This window comes from Bradyrhizobium sp. BEA-2-5 (assembly GCF_032918025.1).
GTDB lineage: Bacteria > Pseudomonadota > Alphaproteobacteria > Rhizobiales > Xanthobacteraceae > Bradyrhizobium > Bradyrhizobium pachyrhizi.
Map to the genome: position 1 here is coordinate 6,154,559 of NZ_CP136629.1, position 17,900 is coordinate 6,172,458.

The window sequence follows — 17,900 nt, forward strand, 5'->3', positions numbered from 1 at the left end:
CTCTCTGAACGACGCAATCGCTCATGCCTGGCTGGCGACGGCCTTGCCGAGCGCCGCTTGCGCGGCTGCGAGGCGGGCGATCGGCACGCGGTAGGGCGAGCAGGAGACGTAGTTGAGACCGATGTGGTGACAGAAGGCGACGGAGGCGGGATCGCCGCCGTGCTCGCCACAGATGCCGACCTTGAGCTTCGGGCGCGTCTTGCGGCCGCGTGCGACGCCGATCTTGACGAGTTCGCCGACGCCTTCCTGATCCAGGGAGATGAAGGGATCGATCGGGAGGATGCCCTTGGACACGTAGGTCCCGAGAAAGCTCGCCGCATCGTCGCGGCTGATGCCGTAGGTGGTCTGGGTGAGATCGTTGGTGCCGAACGAGAAGAATTCGGCGCTCTCGGCGATCTCGGCCGCAAGCAGGCAGGCGCGCGGCAACTCGATCATGGTGCCGACCTGATAGCTCAGCTTGACGCCGGTTTCCTTCATCACCGCGTTGGCTGTCGCATCGATCCGCGCCTTGACGAGGTCGAGCTCCATCTTGGTCGCGATCAGCGGCACCATCACCTCGAGGCCGACGGCCTTGCCGGTGCGCTTTTCGGCCTCGACCGCGGCCTCGAAGATCGCACGCGCCTGCATCTCGGCGATCTCGGGATAGGCGATCGCGATGCGGCAGCCGCGGAAGCCGAGCATCGGGTTGAACTCCGACAGCTCGCGCGCGCGGTCGGCCAGGCGCCGCGGATCGGTATTCATGGCGCGCGCCACTTCCTCGACCTCGGCGTGGGTGTGCGGCAGGAACTCGTGCAGCGGCGGATCGAGCAGGCGGATCGTGACGGGCAGGCCCTTCATGATCTCGAACAACTCGACGAAGTCGGCGCGCTGCATCGGCAGCAGTTTCGCGAGCGCGGCGCGACGCGACTGCTCATCCTCGGAGAGAATCATCTCGCGCACCGTGCGGATGCGCGTCTCCTCGAAGAACATGTGCTCGGTGCGGCAGAGGCCGATGCCTTCCGCGCCGAACTTGATCGCGGTGCGCGCATCGTCCGGCGTATCGCCATTGACGCGCACGCCGATCTTGCGGACCTGGTCGGCCCAGTTCATCAGCGTGCCGAACTCGCCGGACAGCTCCGGCTCGATCATCGGCATACGGCCGGCGAGCACCTGACCGAGCGAGCCGTCGATGGTGATGACGTCGCCCGTCTTGAAGGTACGCGAGCCGATGCTCATGGTGCCACGGCCGTAATCGACACGGATGGTGCCGCAGCCGGAGACGCAGGGCTTGCCCATGCCGCGCGCGACGACCGCCGCATGCGAGGTCATGCCGCCGCGGGTGGTCAAAATGCCTTCGGCGGCGTGCATGCCATGGATGTCTTCCGGGCTGGTCTCGATGCGAACCAGGATCACCTTGCGTCCGTCGGCCTGAAGCTTGGCCGCTTCATCCGAGGAGAACACGATCTCGCCGGAGGCCGCGCCGGGCGAGGCCGGCAGGCCGGTCGCGATCACGTCGCGCTTGGCGTCGGGATCGATGGCCGGGTGCAAGAGCTGATCGAGCGAGGCCGGATCGATCCGCATCACCGCTTCCTTCTTCGAGATCAGGCCTTCATTGGCGAGCTCGACTGCGATGCGCAGCGCCGCTTTCGCGGTGCGCTTGCCGCCGCGGGTCTGGAGCATCCAGAGCTTGCCCTGCTCGACCGTGAACTCCATGTCCTGCATGTCGCGGTAGTGCTTCTCGAGCAGCGTGTAGATCCGCGTCAGTTCCTTGAAGGCCTCCGGCATCGCCGATTCCATCGATGCCTTGTCGGAGCCCGACTCCTTCCGCGCCTCCTCGGTGATGTCCTGCGGCGTGCGGATGCCCGCCACCACGTCCTCGCCCTGCGCGTTGATCAGGAACTCGCCGTAGAGCTTGCTCTCGCCGGTCGAGGGGTTGCGGGTGAAGGCAACGCCGGTCGCCGAGGTCTCGCCCATGTTGCCGAACACCATGGCCTGCACGTTGACCGCGGTGCCCCAGGATTCCGGAATGTCGTGCAGCTTGCGGTAGGTCACCGCGCGCGCGTTCATCCAGGAGGAAAACACCGCGCCGATCGCGCCCCAGAGCTGGTCGTGCGGTTCCTGCGGGAAGTCCTTGCCGGTCTCGCGCGCGACTGCGTCCTTGTACTTGCCGACCAGTTCGACCCAGTCGTCGGCGGACAGGTCCGTGTCGAGCGTGTAGCCCTGCGTGTCCTTGAAGGTATCGAGGATTTCCTCGAAGTGATGGTGCTCGAAGCCGAGCACCACGTCGGAATACATGGTGATGAAGCGGCGATAGCTGTCAAAGGCGAAGCGGCGGTCGCCTGACAATTCGGCCAGCGCTTCCACGGTCTGGTCGTTGAGGCCGAGATTGAGCACGGTGTCCATCATGCCCGGCATCGAGGCGCGCGCGCCGGAGCGCACGGAGACGAGCAGCGGGTTCTTGGCGTCGCCGAAGATCTTGCCGGTCAACTTGCCGACATAGTCGAGCGCCTTCTCAACCTGCGACTGCAATTCCTTCGGGTAGGTCTTGTCGTGTGCGTAGAAATAGGTGCAGACCGAGGTCGGGATGGTGAAGCCGGGAGGCACCGGCAGGCCGAGATTGGCCATTTCGGCGAGGTTGGCGCCCTTGCCGCCGAGCAGGTCGCGCATCTCCGAGCGGCCCTCGGCCTTGCCGTCACCGAACGTATAGACCCACTTGCCTGCCTTGATCGCAGCCGGGGCCGCCTTCTTCGCAACGGCCTTCGCCGGCGCCTTGCCGGCGGGCTTTGCGGCCGGCTTTGCAGCCGATTTGGGGGCGGCTTTCGGCGCCGCCTTCGGGGCGCTCTTCTTCAGCGCCTTGCGCGCCGGGGCGGCCTTGCGGGCTGCGGCGGAGGGCTTTGATTTCGCTGCTGTTTTCTCGGCAGTTTTCTTGGACTTCGCGACGGCTTTGGCCATGTCAGACAACAATCCGAAAAGAGGGGTCGAAGATGCGCGCCTTACACCATTTTGAGGGGTTCCGCGCAAGCCGCGAAACCCCGCTTTCCCGCTAGAGGTGCAGCCAGCGCAGCAGACCCATCCCCACGAGCCCGACAAAGATCAGATAGATCGCGACGATGTAGTTCAGCAGCCGCGGCATGATGAGGATCAGGACGCCTGCGATCAGGGCTACGATAGCAGGCAGATGCCCAGCGGTGATGGTCATTGAAGTGTTCTCCGGCGTTTTTGGAGGAGCGAATCGAGCGGCAGTTTATCCGCTGAGGGGAGTTCCCACATCAAGACGCAGGTTACGCCGACGAGTTCCCGCAACTCACGAAAATTGCTCCAAATTGCCGCGTATATGGCGGCGATTTCCCGGAACATCACCACAGCACATGCATTGGCTCGGCATGCGCGCCGGCGAAGGCCGGCGTGCTGCGTGAAAAAATGGAGCGAGCCATGCGAAACAGATTACTTGCCGTTGCAGCGGTTGCTGCCGCGATCACGGTGCCGGCTGTTGCCGCACAGGCCCAGACCGTCGGCATCGTCCGCGGTGGTCCGTCCGTCGCGGTCGATGATGACGGAGGCATCGCGGTCGAACAGCGTCCGGCATTCCGCGAGTACATCGTGCGCGAGCGTGTACCGAACTACACAATTCCGGATCGCGTCGTGGTCGGCACCGTGCTGCCGGACGCCGGCGTGACCTATTACGACGTGCCGCAGCGGTTCGGCGCGACGCCCTATCGTTACACCGTCGTGAACGGTGAGACCGTTCTGGTCGAGCCGCGTTCGCGACGGATCGTTCAGGTGGTCGACTAGATCAACGTCAGCACGATCGCCTGAACGACAGTCCGGGCGCCGCGCAAGCGGATGTGCGCGAGGATCGACCGGACCAGAAAGCCCCGTCCGGCCTCCCCTCCGGGCGGGGCTCTTCCGTTCTGATGCCGTGCCGGGTTACGACTTGAGGATCGAGAGCAACGTCGAGGTCGACTTGTAGCTCTTGATCGCGGCGTCCTGGAAATCCTGCGTCCAGTTGGCCGCCTGGCGCTCCTCCGCGCTCATCGAAGAATATTGCTTGAGGATGCCGAGGCTGAACTGGCGCGGATCGCCGGCGGTCTGGCTCTGCTTCAGCGCGTCGAGCACGGCGAGACGCGTCCGCGTGCTGAGTTCCTGCTTGGCCGCGAAGATCTCCTCGGTGGAGAACTTCTTGTCCTGGTTCAGCGAGATTGCCGACAGCGAGCGGTTGTCGAGCGAGGACAGGTCGGCGAGCTGTCCGGTCTTGCGTCTGACATCGTAGACCAGCTCCTTGCCGCTCTTCGCCGCCTCGCTCTTCTGCCGATCAAGGAAGGCGCGCACGTCGCCGGCGATGCTGCTGAAGTCGCGCGTGGTGCTCTTTGTTGGAGGCGCTGTCCCCGCCAGTGCGGCCGCGATCGGATCGCCGGAAATTCCCGATGGCGCCGTGTTCGGATCCTGCTGCGTCGCCTGATAGCCCTTCAGCACCGCGGCGCGCTGGCTGGCCCAGGTTGCGGTGGCCTTCTCCTCATCGCTCGCACCATCGAGATAATCGAGCGCGGCCTTGTAGCTGACGCTGTAGTCGCCGGTCAGGCGCGTGGTCGCAAGCGACGGCTCCATCGCCTTGTCGAAGCGCTGCTTCAGCTCGGTGGCGGCAACCGCCTGCTCATCCGGGGTGAACTTGCCGCCATTATTGGTCGAGATCGCAAACAGCGAGCGACGGTCCAGCGTCGACAGATCGATCGTGGTCTCGCCGTCGACGATCGGCGCCTTGACGCCGGCGACCGTGTAGAGCCGGTCGAGCGTGATGCGCGCATCGCTGGTGACGCTTGCAAAATCCGGCAGCGGCGCCTTGGCGAGCTGCGCGCGGGCGGCGTCCGACAGCGTGAGGTTGGTTGCGGCGTTGGACGTCGAGGATGCCGACAGATCGCCGGGGGTGCCGTCGCCCGACAACGTCGCCGCCAGCGAGGGCGTCGCTGCGGCCCGCGCATAGGCCGAACCATATTGGGCGTAGGGATTGGGCGTGGTGCCGATCGAGGTCATCGGGCGGTCCCTGCATTGGCGCGGGGGGCGATGTCTTAAGAAATGGTTGCTTCGTCAGGACCTTCGCAGGGCATGGTTAACAAATTGCAAATTGTGTCGAAATATTTCAGGAGCCCGATCAGTCGCGCCGTCGCGCGATGAGGCGGTGAATGACCTTGCCGGACGAGGCACTGACGACCTCGGCGTCGAGCAGCAATTCGGCCGCCGCCAGTTCGGCCAGCACCAGCGACGCATCGAACGCCGCGTAGAGCCGGCCGTGCGCATCGCGCGCATCGTCGCCCGCGGTGACGCGCCAGCTCAGATAGAGGACGCCGCCGGGCTTCACGAGTTCGAGCATGCGGCGCACCGACGGCGCAATCAGCGCGCGATCGAGATGCATGATCACGGTCTCGCACAAGACGTTGTCAAAGCTGCCGGAGGCCAGACCGGACAATGCCGGCAGCTCAGCGTGCGCAAAACGCAAGGCCGGATAGCGGGCGCGGGCTTCCGCGAGCAGGCCCTCGGAGGCGTCAAAGCCTTCAGCCGGAAAGCCGTGGGCATTCAGCCACGCCACCTCGCGACCGCTGCCGCAGCCGATATCGGCGGTCGAGCCGCCCTTGATGAAGAATTGCGCGACGATCTCCTGCAGATCGCGAGGGGCCGGCTGGTCGTGCCAGTCCTGCGCAAACGCCGCCGCATCCTTGTCGTAAGCGGCGAGCGTCGCGCGGTCCATCGATCAGCCTTCGATCCTGGAGAAATCCGCCACCGCCCGCGTGGCGCTGCGGATCTCGTTCAGAAGCTTCAGGCGGTTCTCGCGCACCTTCGCATCGTCGTCGTTGACGCGAACCTTGTCGAAGAACGCATCGACCGGCGGACGAAGCTTCGCCATCGCGCTCATCGCGCCGGCGAAGTCTTCCTTGGCGACGGCGGCGGAGGCCTCGCTCTTCACCTGATCGATCGCTTTCGCCAGCGCCTTCTCCTCGTCGAGGCTGTAGAGCGCGGCGTCCGGCGCACCGTCGAAGCTACGCTTGTCCTTCTTCTCCTCGATCGAGAGGATGTTGCTGGCGCGCTTGGTGCCGGCGAGCAGGTTCTTGCCGTCGTCGGACTCGAGGAATTTTCCGAGCGCCTCGACGCGGCGGACGATCATGAGCAGGTCGTCCTGGCCACCGAGCGCGAACACGGCGTCGACAAGATCGTGACGCGCGCCCTGCTCGCGGAGCTGGACCTTGAGGCGGTCGGCGAAGAAGGCGAGCAGCTCGTTCGGCAGCGTTTCGGCATCGGCCTTGACCGACAATCCGAGCAACGCGGATTTGGCCGTCTTCAGGATCGGCAGGCGCAGCGTGTTCTCGACGATCAGCCGGATCGCGCCCAACGCCGCGCGACGCAGCGCATACGGGTCCTTGCTGCCTGTCGGCTTTTCGTCGATGGCCCAGAAGCCGACGAGCGTATCGATTTTATCGGCGAGCGCCACCGCGACGCTCACCAGATCGGTCGGCACGCGATCGGCCGGACCCTGCGGCTTATAGTGCTCCTCGCAGGCGGCGGCGACGGAAGCGTCCTCGCCCTGGGCCAGCGCGTAGTACTTGCCCATCAGGCCCTGCACCTCCGGGAATTCGCCGACGACTTCGGTCAGCAGATCCGCCTTGGCCAGATGCGCAGCACGCGTGGTCTTGGCGACGTCGGCGCCGACCAGCGGCGCGATCTCCGCGGCAAGGCGCTCGATGCGCTTGATGCGTTCGGCCTGGGTGCCGAGCTTCTCGTGGAACACGATCTGCTCGAACTTCGGCAGCCGGTCCTCGAGCTTGGTCTTCAGGTCCGTCTCGTAGAAGAACTTCGCATCGCTCAGCCGCGCGCGGATCACGCGCTCGTTGCCGGCGATGATGGTCTTGCCGCCGTCGGTGGCCTCGATGTTGGCGACCAGGATGAACTTGTTGGCGAGCTTGCCCGTTTTGGGGTCGCGCACCACGAAGCACTTCTGGTTGTTGCGGATGGTGGCGCGGATCACCTCCGCCGGCGTCGCCAGGAACTCCGGCTCGAACGAGCCCATCAGCACGACCGGCCATTCGACGAGGCCGGCAACCTCGTCGAGCAGGTTCTGGTCCTCGACCAGCTCGAAGCCCTGCGCGAAGGCCAACTGCTTGGCGTCCTCGACGATGATGTCCTTGCGCGCCTGCGGATCGAGGATCACCTTGGCCGCCTTCAGCTTGGCCTCGTAATCCTCGAAGCGGCGCACGGAGATCGCACCCGGCGCCATGAAGCGATGGCCATAGGTAGTCTGGCCGGCCTCGATACCGTCCACCGAGAATTTCACGACATCGGGCTCTTCGGTCTCGAGCCCGAACGTCGCGGTGATCGCATGCAGCGGGCGCACCCAGTTGAGCGAGCCGGGTTTTCCGGAACGCGCGCCCCAGCGCATCGATTTCGGCCAGGGGAAGGTGCGGATGATCACGGGCAGGATTTCCGCGAGCACGTCGATCGCGGCGCGACCGGGCTTCTCGATCAATCCGATGTAGAAATCGCCCTTGGGGTCGTGCTGGATCTTTGCCTCGCTGATCGAGGCGAGACCGGTGGCCTTCAGGAAGCCCTGGATAGCGGGCTCGGGGCCACCGACGCGCGGGCCGCGGCGCTCGTCCTTCAAATCGGGCTGGCGCGCAGGGATACCGTGCACGGTGAGAGCGAGGCGGCGCGGCGTCGCGAAGGCTTTCGCGCCCTCGTAGACGAGACCTTCGGCGACGAGCTTGTCGGTGACCATGCGTCGCAGATCGTCGGCGGCCTTGGCCTGCATGCGCGCGGGAATCTCTTCCGAGAACAGTTCAAGCAAAAGATCGGGCATCAGGCCGCTCCGCCCGCTTCAGTGTGGATCCAGGCCTCGCCGCAGGCTTTTGCCAATTCGCGTACGCGCAGAATGTAGCTCTGGCGTTCCGTCACCGAGATCACGCCGCGCGCGTCCAAGAGGTTGAAGACGTGACTGGCCTTGATGCACTGGTCGTAGGCCGGCAGTGCCATCAGATGCTGCTTCCGATTGCCGCCTTCGCGCCAGCCGGCGTCGAGATATTTCCGGCAGGCCGCTTCCGCCATCTTGAACTGCTCGAACAGCATCGCGGTGTCGGCATGTTCGAAATTGTGCCGCGAATATTCCTGCTCGGCTTGCAGGAAGACATCGCCATAGGTGACCTTGGCGTCACCCTCGCGGCCGTTGAAGTTGAGGTCGTAGACGCGGTCGACGCCCTGCACATACATCGCGAGGCGCTCGAGGCCATAGGTGAGCTCGCCCGCGACCGGCGCGCATTCGAAGCCCGCGACCTGCTGGAAATAAGTGAACTGACTGACCTCCATGCCGTCGCACCAGCACTCCCAGCCCAAACCCCAGGCGCCCAGCGTCGGGCTCTCCCAATCGTCCTCGACGAAGCGGATGTCGTGCACGGCAGAATCGATGCCGATCGCGGCGAGCGACTTCAGGTACAGATCCTGAAGATTCGGCGGCGACGGCTTCATGATCACCTGGAACTGGTAGTAGTGCTGCAGCCGGTTCGGGTTCTCGCCGTAACGGCCATCCTTGGGCCGGCGCGAGGGCTGCACATAGGCCGCATTCCAGGGCTTTGGCCCGAGCGCGCGCAGGGTGGTCGCCGGATGGAAGGTGCCCGCGCCCATCTCCATGTCGTAGGGCTGCAGGATCACGCAGCCCTGCTCGGCCCAGAACCGCTGGAGCGCGAGGATGAAGCCCTGGAACGAGCGTTCCGGGCGCATATGGTCAGGCAGGGCGTCCATCGTTGGAATTGGTCTCGCGAGGGGGTGTGAGGCGCGCGGGACCGTATCGGCGGCAGCCCATGGAATCAAGGCGATGGAGGATTGCTGCACGTCATTCCGGGGCGCCTCGGAGAGGCGAACCCGGAATCTCGAGATTCCCCGATGCGCAATTGCGCATCTGAGGTTCTATGCTTCGCATAGCCCCGGAATGACGGGGTGATATCTAGCCCGGGCGATAGGCTCCGGTCACGGGGTCGCGGCGCAAGGTCTTGATTTCGCCCGCGCGGGTGGCCTCGGCCACGCGGGACAATCGCGCCTCTTCGAGCTCCTGGTTGATCCGGACAGCGGTCTTGTAGGCCCAGCGGACCACGGCAAGCCCGCCCAAGACGCCCGCGAAAGCGACGAACGGCGGCATCGGTCGATCCTCGTCGTTCACGTCTATCAGGCCCCCAATGGCAGGCATTCTCGCGCAAGGCGGCCTGCGCCGCAATCGTGGTTTTGGGGCTAAATGGCGCGCTCACATCCCTGTGTTCACAGCCCGAATCTGGCCCAAATCGCACGGGTTTCCAGCGCCGAGATCACCTCGTCCGGCAGCGCGGCCAGTCCATCCAGCGCCGCCAGCGATCCCGCCCCCGGCGCCCGCCGGCCGAGCAGGCCGGACAGCAAGCCGCTGGCCGGCGCAATCACCGGGGTCAGCACCTTGTCGCCGTAGCGGGCCCGCAGCGTGGAGCGGATGTCGCCGATGCCGTCGGCGAGCCCGAGACCAATCGCGCTATCGCCGGCCCAGTATTCACCGGTGAACAGCACGTCGTCGGCGCCCTTGAGGCGGCTGCCGCGGCTGTCCTTGACCAGCGAGATGAAGATCTGGTGGATCTCGCGCTGGATCGCCTTCAGCTTGGCGACGTCATCGGGGTTTTCGGGAAGGAACGGGTCGAGCATCGCCTTGTGGCTGCCCGCCGTATACAGCCGGCGCTCGACGCCGATCTTCTTGATCAGCCCCTCCAGGCCAAAACTGCCGCCGACCACGCCGATCGAGCCGAGAATCGAGGACGGATCGCAGATGATCTCGTCGCCGGCGCAGGCGATCATGTAGCCACCGGATGCCGCGACGTCCTCGACGAACACGAGCACCGGCAGCTTCTTCTCCGCCGCGAGCTGCTTGATGCGCAAGTAGATCTGACGCGACTGCACCGGCGAGCCGCCGGGAGAATTGATCACCAGCGCCACGGCCTTGGCATTCCGCGTGCCAAAGGCGCGCTCCAGCATCTTGGCGACGCCGGAGAGTGTCATGCCGGGCCGCAGCGGCGTCACCGCGCCGATCACGCCTGCCAGCCGCACCACCGGCACGACGGCCGCGCCGCGCCTGAAGCGCGCCGGCAACATTGCCTGCACGCGTTCGAGCAGTCCCGAACGTCCAGCGTGATCACTTATTTGTTCACTCATGCCGTTACCTCGAATTAACCACTTTTTATCACGCCACTGTCATTGGAATCCGTGGAACGCGTTTTGCATTTTGTCATTGGGGCTGCAATGCGCGGGCGGAGAGGGAATTATGAAAATCTATCTGCTGATTTTGCTGATCGGTACACTCCTGGCGGCGATCCACTTCACGTCCACGCCGGACCGCCAGTCGGAAACGGCTTCGCAGTGATTTAGTGCCTCTGGCGACGTGGGCAGCATGCCTGCCCGCTAAAGCGCAATGCCATCGCGCCTTGGCTTCTTGTTCGAGCATGATCTTTTTAGCGCCGCGCCAGCGGCAATTCCCCCTTCCCGGCCAGAATCTCCTGCACCCATTTATTGGGCACGCCTGACTCTTCGTTGAGCAGCAGCGCGGCATGCAGCCGCGTCGGTGCCCGGCCGCCCTTGGTTGCCCGCACCAGGATTCGGATAGCCGGCGACGTCACGTCGCCGTGAACCGGCAATATCTCGACACTGCCGAAGCCGCGGTCCAGCGCGGCCAGCACCTCGGCAATGCCGTCAGCCCGCCAGATCAGCGCAAGCTGCCCGTTCGACTTGAGAATTCGCCGCGCCGCGTGAACCCAGCCGGCCAGGGTGGTCGCGGTCGCGACATGGGCGCGCTCGCGCACACCGTCCGGCGAGGCGCGGTGCCGCGACGGATCGTTGAACGGCGGGTTCATCAGCACGACGTCGGCGCTATCCGACCCGAGGCCGGCATCATCGAAGGCTGCGGCGCCGGCTTCGACATCAAGCACGATCACCTGCGCCATGATCGCGTTGGTGCCGGCATTATTCCGCGCAAGCTCGGCCAGGACCGGGTCGATTTCGACCAGGACGAGATCGATCCCCCCACCCGCCGCGCCACCGCCAGCCCGGCCGCGCCGACGCCGGAGCCGAGATCGACGACGCGGTCGCCCGATCGAGCCGGCGTCGCCGCGGCGAGCAGGATCGCGTCATGGCCGGCGCGGTGGCCGCTGCGGGGTTGCCGCAGGCGCAACTGGCCACCGAGAAATCCGTCTTCGGTGATCCCGGCGGCCGGAGACTTGTTTTTTGACGCGTTTTCTTCACGCGAACCGGGGCCCACTTCGCTCGAAAACGCTCTAGTCATCGGCCCGCAATTCGTGGCCGAGGCCGGCATCGGTCAGGAGCTGGCGGGCCTCGTGGTTGTCGTCCTCATGGACCAGGATCCGCCGCGGCAATATGCCGAGCGAGCCCTCGATGATGCTCATGTTCTGGTCCAGCACCAGATGATGGATGTTGGCACCGTCGAGCAGCGCGCCGATCGCCGACACCAGCACCATGTCATTGGTCCGAACCAGTTCGCGCAAAATACGCTCTCCTGTCGCCCCGCCTGTGCGGCACTTGCGCCACATGTCAATAACTTGATGGCCTTGCCGCTGCACCGCGCAGTTTCTATTGTTATAGCTGAGCATAGTGCGTATTCGGCAAAATTGGAGACCAGCGTGGCGGTTATTGTACCCTTCGAAAGCCCGTCCAATGCTTCGATCGACGGGCTGGTGGGCCTTGTCGCCCCTGACATGGAGCGCGTCAACGCCACGATTCTGTCGCGGACCGGCTCCGAGGTGACCATGATCCCCGAGGTCGCCAACCACCTGATCTCCTCCGGAGGCAAACGCCTGCGCCCGATGCTGACGCTCGCCATGGCAAACCTCGCCGGCTATACCGGCGACGGCCATATCAAGCTCGCGGCCTCGGTCGAGTTCATGCATACCGCCACCCTGCTCCACGACGACGTCGTCGACGAGAGCGAGATGCGCCGCGGCAAGCTGTCGGCGCGCATGCTCTGGGGCAACGAGGCGAGCGTGCTGGTCGGCGACTTCCTGCTCGGCCAGGCCTTCCGCATGATGGTCGAGGTCGGATCGCTCCGCGCGCTCGACATCCTCTCCGCGGCCGCCGCCACCATCGCCGAGGGCGAGGTGATGCAGCTGGCCGCCGCCAAGAACACCGCGACCACCGAGGACGAATATCTCGCCGTGATCCGCGGCAAGACCGCCGAATTGTTCGCCGCCGCCTGCGAGGTCGGCCCCGTCATCGCCAACCGGCCGAAGGCGGAGCAGACCGCCTGCCGCTCGGTCGGCATGAATCTCGGCATCGCCTTCCAGCTCGTCGACGACGTGCTCGACTATGGCGGCAAGAGCGCCAAGCTCGGCAAGAACACCGGCGACGATTTCCGCGAGGGCAAGATCACGCTGCCGGTCGTGCTGGCCTTCCGCCGCGGCAACGACACCGAGCGCGCCTTCTGGATCCGCGCGCTGGAGCGCGGCGAGATCGGCGACGGCGATCTCGACCACGCCATCGGCCTGATGAACAAGCACCGCGCGCTCGAGGATACGCTGAGCCGCGCCCAGCACTACGGCGCCATGGCCGTCGACGCGCTCGCGCTGTTCCCGTCCTCGCCGATGAAGAGCGCGCTGGAGCAGGTCGTGGCGTTCTGCCTGGCGCGGTCGCATTGATCTAGGCACTCGCGAGCAACAAAACGATGTCGTCCCTGCGAAAGCCGGGACCCATACTCTGCGGCCGAAGTTGTGACGGGAACTCGTCGTTCCAACATCGCACAATAAGCAGCATCGGTGGTTATGGGTCCCTGCTTTCGCAGGGACGACACCCAGTTTATTGCGCCGCCCGTCGCAAAATATTTGTCGTCCTGGCGGAAGCCAGGAGGTAGATTCACATTCGAAGTGCAACACTTGAGCAAAGGCCTCGGCAGGCGTGCGGTAGTCAAGGCATTTGCGCGGGGTGTTGTTGTAGGCGGCGATGAACTGGCGGAATCTGGCGGTCGAGAGGGTTACGAGATCGGTCTTGCGGGGAATAAAGCGGCGCATCCTGCCGATAGCGTTCTCGATGCCGCCCTTCTGCCAGGGGGCGTGGGGATCGCAGAAGAAGGTCTCGATCGAGAGGCGGTGCAGCGCCAGGTGACCGGCGAACTCGGTGCCGTTGTCGAAGGTCACGGTCTGGCGCAGCTCCTGTGGCAGGGTCGCGAAGAAGCCCACGAGATGGCGGGCGACACCGCGCGCGACCTTGCTGGCAAGGCGGATGCCGAGCAGCAGACGCGAGGTGCGCTCGTGCACGGTCAGCACGGCCTGACCGTATTTCGAGAACATCATCAGGTCGGCCTCCCAGTGTCCGGGCACGCTGCGGTCGGCCACTTCGATCGGCCGATTTGCCAAGGAAACACGGCCTTCGATGAAGCTTGCGGGGCTGCCGCCCCTCTTGCCGCGGCGGCCGCGCTTGCTCTTGGCGCGCGGCAGATAGCGCCGCCAGTTGAAATCCGTGGTGCGCCTGAGTTGGGCATAGATGAAGCGGTAGATGGTCTCGTGCGAGATCACCTTGCGCCCGGACTCGCGGGCCAGCCGGCCGGCGACCTGCTCGGGCGACCAGCCCCGGCGAAGGCGTTCCAACACCGCGCGGCGCAGGCCGGGCTCCCGTTCGAGGCGTCCGCCCGTCCAGCGCCGCGCTCGCATCTGGTGCTGGGCATAGTTTGGCTTGTAGCCGACCTGGCTCCCCCGATTGCGCCTCAGTTCCCGAGAGACCGTTGATGGCGAGCGATCCAGAGCTGCCGCGATTTGCCGGACCGAGCTGCCATTGGCCGATAGGCAGGCAATCTCGCATCGGTCGTCCAGAGAGAGCTGCTTGTAAGTCCGCCCCATGGCAACACCTCCTCAAGGAAGTGTTGCACTTCGTTTGCGAACTCAGGGGACCCATAGCCACCGAATTTGATTGTGAAAGAGATCACGGCCCCGGCGTCGCGCAGCAATTGCCATTTGGGGTAGTGGGTCCTGGCATTCGCCAGGACGACATCGAGTTTGTTGGCCCGGGCAACTCAGGTGTATGGCTCACCCAACAACGTCGGCACGATCGACGGTGTCGTCCCTGCGAAAGCAGGGACCCATACTCCGCGGCGAGAGTTGTAGGGGGACTCGTCATTCCAGCATCACGCAAATAACAAGCATCGGTGGTCATGGGTCTCTGCAGGGGCGACACCAGGGTTTGCTGCAGCGGCGCCCGCTACTCCTTCACCGGCAACCAGATCTCGAAACCGCCATTGCCGGTTGCAGGATCGAACGTCTCGTCGTAGCGCTCGAAGTTCGGCGCGTCCGCGGCTTTGAGACCGGATGCCGGCAACCACTGATTCCAGATCGTGTTCACGGTGCGCCGGATCGTCGAGATGTGGTCGGCGTGTGTGAACACGACGTATTTCTGCTCGGGAATCCGGACGCGCGCGAACTCGCGCGGCAGGTCGGAGAAATCGGCGACCTCGACCCCGGCGATATAGTCGAAATTGCCGGCGTCATCGCCGTTGCAGCAGACGCCGTAGGCGACGTTGCCGACCTGGCGGGGGATGTGCGCGCATTGCTGGTGGAAGCTCTGCCACTGGTTCGGAATGCCGGCATCGCTGCCATTGCCGTGATTGTAACGCTCGCCGATGCCGGCGACGAGGAACGCCTTGCCGGTGGCAATGCGCGGCGGATCGATGTGGTCGAGAGCTGTCGAGATCATGGTGATCGGCTCCTGGAGATTGAGCGTCGTCAGGCACGTTGTCGCGCGCACCGTCTCGGGCGTGACGCCGAAATGGTCGCGAAACGCGCGGGTGAATGCTTCGTGGGAGCCGTAATCCGCATCCAGCGCGAGGCTGAGAATATCGGGCGCACCGGCCGCGAGCTCGCGCGCGGCCTCGCTGAGCCGACGGGCCCGCACATAACGCATCACCGAGAACCCGGTCGCCTCCGCGAACGCACGCACCAGATGGAAGCGCGAGACGCCAGCCACGGCGGCAATCTCGTCGAGCGTCAGGGGCGCGCCGAGATGGCTTTCGATGTACCAGAGCGCCTTCTGGGCTGGATTCATGGATGACGGCTTTCCTGCAAAGCTCGGGCATCATGCACGGCTGCCGCGCGCGGCATTTGACAGTCCTTGCTGCCCGGGCGGCGAAACTGTGGTTCCGCTCCACGGAAATTTACCCGCAAAGCCGCCGCTGGCAACAATGTTGCAATCGTGCATACTCGCCGACGCATCGATCCGACGGCTCATCAAGCTGCCCGATAATCAAGACTGCAAGAGCCGCGGCCAGCATGTCAGGGAGGACAATGATGCACCACCAACGCTTGAGCTATGCCAACTGCGTCAAATCCGCGGTGCTTGCGGGACTTTTGACGATCGCCGTCGCCAGCGCCGCCAACGCGCAGAAGAAATACGATCCGGGCGCAACCGACACCGAGATCAAGGTCGGCAACATCATGCCCTATTCCGGTCCGGCGTCGGCCTACGCCACGATCGGCAAGACCGAAGCCGCCTATTTCAACAAGCTCAACAGCGAAGGCGGCATCAACGGCCGCAAGGTCAAGTTCATCACGCTGGACGATGCTTACTCGCCGCCGAAGACGGTCGAGCAGACCCGCAAGCTGGTCGAGAGCGACGAGGTGCTCCTGATCTTCAATCCGCTGGGCACGCCGGGCAACACCGCGATCCAGAAATACATGAACGCCAAGAAGGTGCCGCAGCTGTTCGTCTCGACCGGCGCGGCGAAGTGGAATGATCCGAAGAACTTCCCGTGGACCATGGGCTGGCAGCCGAGCTACCAGGTCGAAGCGCGCATCTATGCCAAGTACATTCTGCAGAACTATCCGGGCAAGACCATCGGCGTGCTCTACCAGAACGACGATTTCGGCAAGGACTATCTGAACGGCCTGCACGACGGGCTCGGCGACCAGGCCAAGAAGCTGATCGTCGTCGAATCCTCCTACGAGACTTCGTCACCGACGGTGGACTCGCAGATCGTGCAGATCAAGGGCGCCAATCCCGACATCTTCGTCAACATTGCAACGCCGAAATTCGCGGCGCAGGCGATCAAGAAAGCCGCCGAGCTCGACTGGCATCCGGTGCAGTTCCTGACCAACGTCTCCGGCTCGATCGGCGGCGTGATGAAGCCGGCCGGCTATGAAGCGAGCCAGGGCGTGCTGTCCACGGCGTATCTCAAGGACCCCAAGGATACCGAGTGGAAGAACGATCCGGCGATGACCGAGTGGCGCGCCTTCATGACCAAGTGGTATCCCGAAGGCGACCTCGACGACGCCGCGACCGTATTCGGCTATGGTGTCGCCAAGGGGCTCGAGCAGGTGCTGCGGCAGTGCGGCGACAATCTTACCCGCGAGAATCTGATGAAGCAGGCGGCCAGCCTCAACATCGAGATCGGCATCTATCTGCCCGGCACCAAGATCAAGACCGGGCCGGACGACTATGCGCCGATCGAGCAGCTGCAGATGATGCGCTTCAAGGGCGAGAGCTGGGAGCGGTTCGGCCCCATCATGAGCGGCGAGAAGAGCAGTTGAGGGCTTTCCTCCACAACTTCGCGGTTCGTGATGCCCGGCCGTGCGCCGGGCATCCACGCCTTCGACACGATTCACGAGCAAGACTTGTCGCGAGCAAGACTCGTTACAAACCGGACTTGCGATGGCCGGAACCCAGACCAGCCGAAGCGACGCCGTTCTTCAGGCTCACGTGTCCGGCCACCACGAGCTCCAGGCACATCCTGCGATCGGAAGGACAACAACAATGAAAATCACCGATGTGCGGGCGCACCATATCCGCATCCCCTATGACGCCGGTGTCGCAAGCTTCCGCCAGGGTGCTTCCGCGATTTCCGCGCTCGACATGGTCCTCGTCGAGGTCACGACCGATTCCGGGCTGACCGGCTGGGGCGACGCCTTCGCCTATGTCTGCCCCATGACGAGCTGCACGGCGGTAGCCGAGATGATCGCGCCGCAGGCCCGCGGGCTGAAGGTGCCCGATGCTGCCGGCATTCCCGCGGTGATGGAACAGATCCAGCGCAATCTGCATCTGTTCGGCCGCTACGGCATCACCATGTTCGCGATCTCCGGGCTCGATATCGCATTGTGGGACCTCGCCGGCAAGGTGAAGGGCGTGCCGCTGCATCAATTGATCGGCGGCGCGAAGCGGAGTGCGATCCCGGCCTATGCGAGCCTGATGCGGATCGGCAATCCGGCGCACATCGCCGCCGAATGCAGGAAGGCGCTCGCGCTCGGCTATGCCGCGATCAAGCTGCACGAGACCACGGCCCCTGCAGTGTTCGCCGCGCGCGAGGCGATCGGACCAGCCATTCCGCTGATGGTCGACATGAACTGTCCGCTGGACGGGCCCGCGGCGATCCAGTTCGCGCGCGACTGCAAGCAGGCCGCGCCGCTGTTCCTGGAGGAGCCGGTCTGGCCGCCGGAAGACTTCGCCACGCTTGCCGACGTCCGCAGCAAGGGCGGGCTCGACGTCGCCGCCGGCGAGAATGCCTGCACCGAATATCAATTTCGCCAGATGATCGAAGCGGGCGCGGTCAGCCACGCCCAGCCCTCGGTCATCAAGGTCGGCGGCATCACGGAATTCCTGAAGGTGGCCGTCCTCGCCGACGAGTTCGGCGTCCAGGTGATTCCGCACTCGCCCTATTTCGGGCCGGGCTTCCTCGCCACGCTGCATCTGATGGCGATCCGCGACGCGGGGCTGATCGAGGTGTTCTTCATGAAGCGTCCCGCCTGTCTGTGGGGCGATCGCATCGACGTCGACCCCAACGGCCATGTCGCCGTGCCGCAGGGCCCCGGCCTCGGCTACGAGCCGGATCGCGACGTGATGGAGCAGTATCGGGTGGCGTGAGTCGAGCGTCCTTCCTACGCGTCATTGCGAGGAAC

The 17,900-nt window shown here is 64.8% G+C and carries 14 protein-coding genes and 2 pseudogenes; 4 read left to right on the forward strand and 12 right to left on the reverse strand.

The genetic code is table 11. The annotated features are described in order from the left end of the window. Positions 1-21: 21 nt before the first annotated feature. Positions 22-2,931, reverse strand: a complete 2,910-nt coding sequence (gene ppdK / locus RX327_RS29130; RefSeq protein ID WP_317247867.1) for a pyruvate, phosphate dikinase — start codon at positions 2,929-2,931, stop codon at positions 22-24. A 91-nt stretch (positions 2,932-3,022) separates the two neighbouring features. Then, positions 3,023-3,178 carry a DUF3096 domain-containing protein gene (locus tag RX327_RS29135; RefSeq protein WP_016844375.1) on the reverse strand — a complete coding sequence of 52 codons (156 nt, stop codon included), beginning with the start codon at positions 3,176-3,178 and terminating at the stop codon, positions 3,023-3,025. A gap of 233 nt (positions 3,179-3,411) precedes the next feature. On the opposite strand from RX327_RS29135, the gene RX327_RS29140 reads away from it, so the two are divergent. Continuing rightward, the gene (locus tag RX327_RS29140; RefSeq protein WP_028332631.1) at positions 3,412-3,771 is read left to right on the forward strand and encodes a DUF1236 domain-containing protein; all 360 of its coding nucleotides are present in this window, start codon (positions 3,412-3,414) and stop codon (positions 3,769-3,771) included. Positions 3,772-3,906: 135 nt separating this feature from the next. On the opposite strand, the gene RX327_RS29145 is transcribed toward RX327_RS29140, so the two are convergent. The 8 genes and pseudogenes from RX327_RS29145 to RX327_RS29180 all read right to left on the reverse strand — a co-directional run bounded on the left by RX327_RS29145 (position 3,907) and on the right by RX327_RS29180 (position 11,519). Then, positions 3,907-5,007, reverse strand: coding sequence for a hypothetical protein (locus RX327_RS29145; RefSeq protein WP_050384984.1), 1,101 nt, complete (start codon positions 5,005-5,007; stop codon positions 3,907-3,909). 118 nt (positions 5,008-5,125) lie between these two features. Continuing rightward, the gene (locus RX327_RS29150; RefSeq protein ID WP_050384983.1) at positions 5,126-5,719 is read right to left on the reverse strand and encodes a class I SAM-dependent methyltransferase; all 594 of its coding nucleotides are present in this window, start codon (positions 5,717-5,719) and stop codon (positions 5,126-5,128) included. A gap of 3 nt (positions 5,720-5,722) precedes the next feature. Then, complete coding sequence (gene glyS / locus RX327_RS29155; RefSeq protein ID WP_317247868.1) at positions 5,723-7,819, reverse strand: glycine--tRNA ligase subunit beta; 2,097 nt, start codon at positions 7,817-7,819, stop codon at positions 5,723-5,725. After that, positions 7,819-8,754, reverse strand: a complete 936-nt coding sequence (locus RX327_RS29160; RefSeq protein WP_317247869.1) for a glycine--tRNA ligase subunit alpha — start codon at positions 8,752-8,754, stop codon at positions 7,819-7,821. The genes glyS and RX327_RS29160 overlap by 1 nt, the downstream gene beginning before the upstream one ends. 202 nt (positions 8,755-8,956) lie before the next feature. Then, entirely contained in the window at positions 8,957-9,148 is a 192-nt protein-coding gene (locus RX327_RS29165; RefSeq protein ID WP_317247870.1) for a hypothetical protein, read from the reverse strand. Between the two features lie 116 nt (positions 9,149-9,264). After that, complete coding sequence (locus tag RX327_RS29170) at positions 9,265-10,176, reverse strand: S49 family peptidase (RefSeq protein ID WP_317247871.1); 912 nt, start codon at positions 10,174-10,176, stop codon at positions 9,265-9,267. Positions 10,177-10,472: 296 nt separating this feature from the next. Continuing rightward, positions 10,473-11,275: pseudogene (locus RX327_RS29175) on the reverse strand (tRNA1(Val) (adenine(37)-N6)-methyltransferase). Between the two features lie 16 nt (positions 11,276-11,291). Further along, the gene (locus RX327_RS29180; protein ID WP_317251347.1) at positions 11,292-11,519 is read right to left on the reverse strand and encodes a DUF2007 domain-containing protein; all 228 of its coding nucleotides are present in this window, start codon (positions 11,517-11,519) and stop codon (positions 11,292-11,294) included. Positions 11,520-11,654: 135 nt separating this feature from the next. On the opposite strand from RX327_RS29180, the gene RX327_RS29185 reads away from it, so the two are divergent. Next, positions 11,655-12,665, forward strand: a complete 1,011-nt coding sequence (locus RX327_RS29185) for a polyprenyl synthetase family protein (RefSeq protein WP_317247872.1) — start codon at positions 11,655-11,657, stop codon at positions 12,663-12,665. A 333-nt stretch (positions 12,666-12,998) separates the two neighbouring features. Here the strand turns inward: RX327_RS29185 and RX327_RS29190 are convergent. Beyond that, a pseudogene (locus RX327_RS29190) lies at positions 12,999-13,859 on the reverse strand (IS30 family transposase); the annotation flags it as partial. A gap of 358 nt (positions 13,860-14,217) precedes the next feature. Next, positions 14,218-15,057 (reverse strand): AraC family transcriptional regulator, encoded by an 840-nt coding sequence (locus tag RX327_RS29195; RefSeq protein WP_317247873.1) that lies wholly within the window; start codon positions 15,055-15,057, stop codon positions 14,218-14,220. Positions 15,058-15,296: 239 nt separating this feature from the next. Here RX327_RS29195 and RX327_RS29200 point away from each other — a divergent pair, with 239 nt between their 5' ends. After that, positions 15,297-16,538, forward strand: coding sequence for an ABC transporter substrate-binding protein (locus RX327_RS29200; RefSeq protein WP_317247874.1), 1,242 nt, complete (start codon positions 15,297-15,299; stop codon positions 16,536-16,538). 223 nt (positions 16,539-16,761) lie between these two features. Then, complete coding sequence (locus RX327_RS29205; RefSeq protein ID WP_317247875.1) at positions 16,762-17,865, forward strand: mandelate racemase/muconate lactonizing enzyme family protein; 1,104 nt, start codon at positions 16,762-16,764, stop codon at positions 17,863-17,865. The last annotated feature ends 35 nt before the right edge of the window (positions 17,866-17,900 follow it).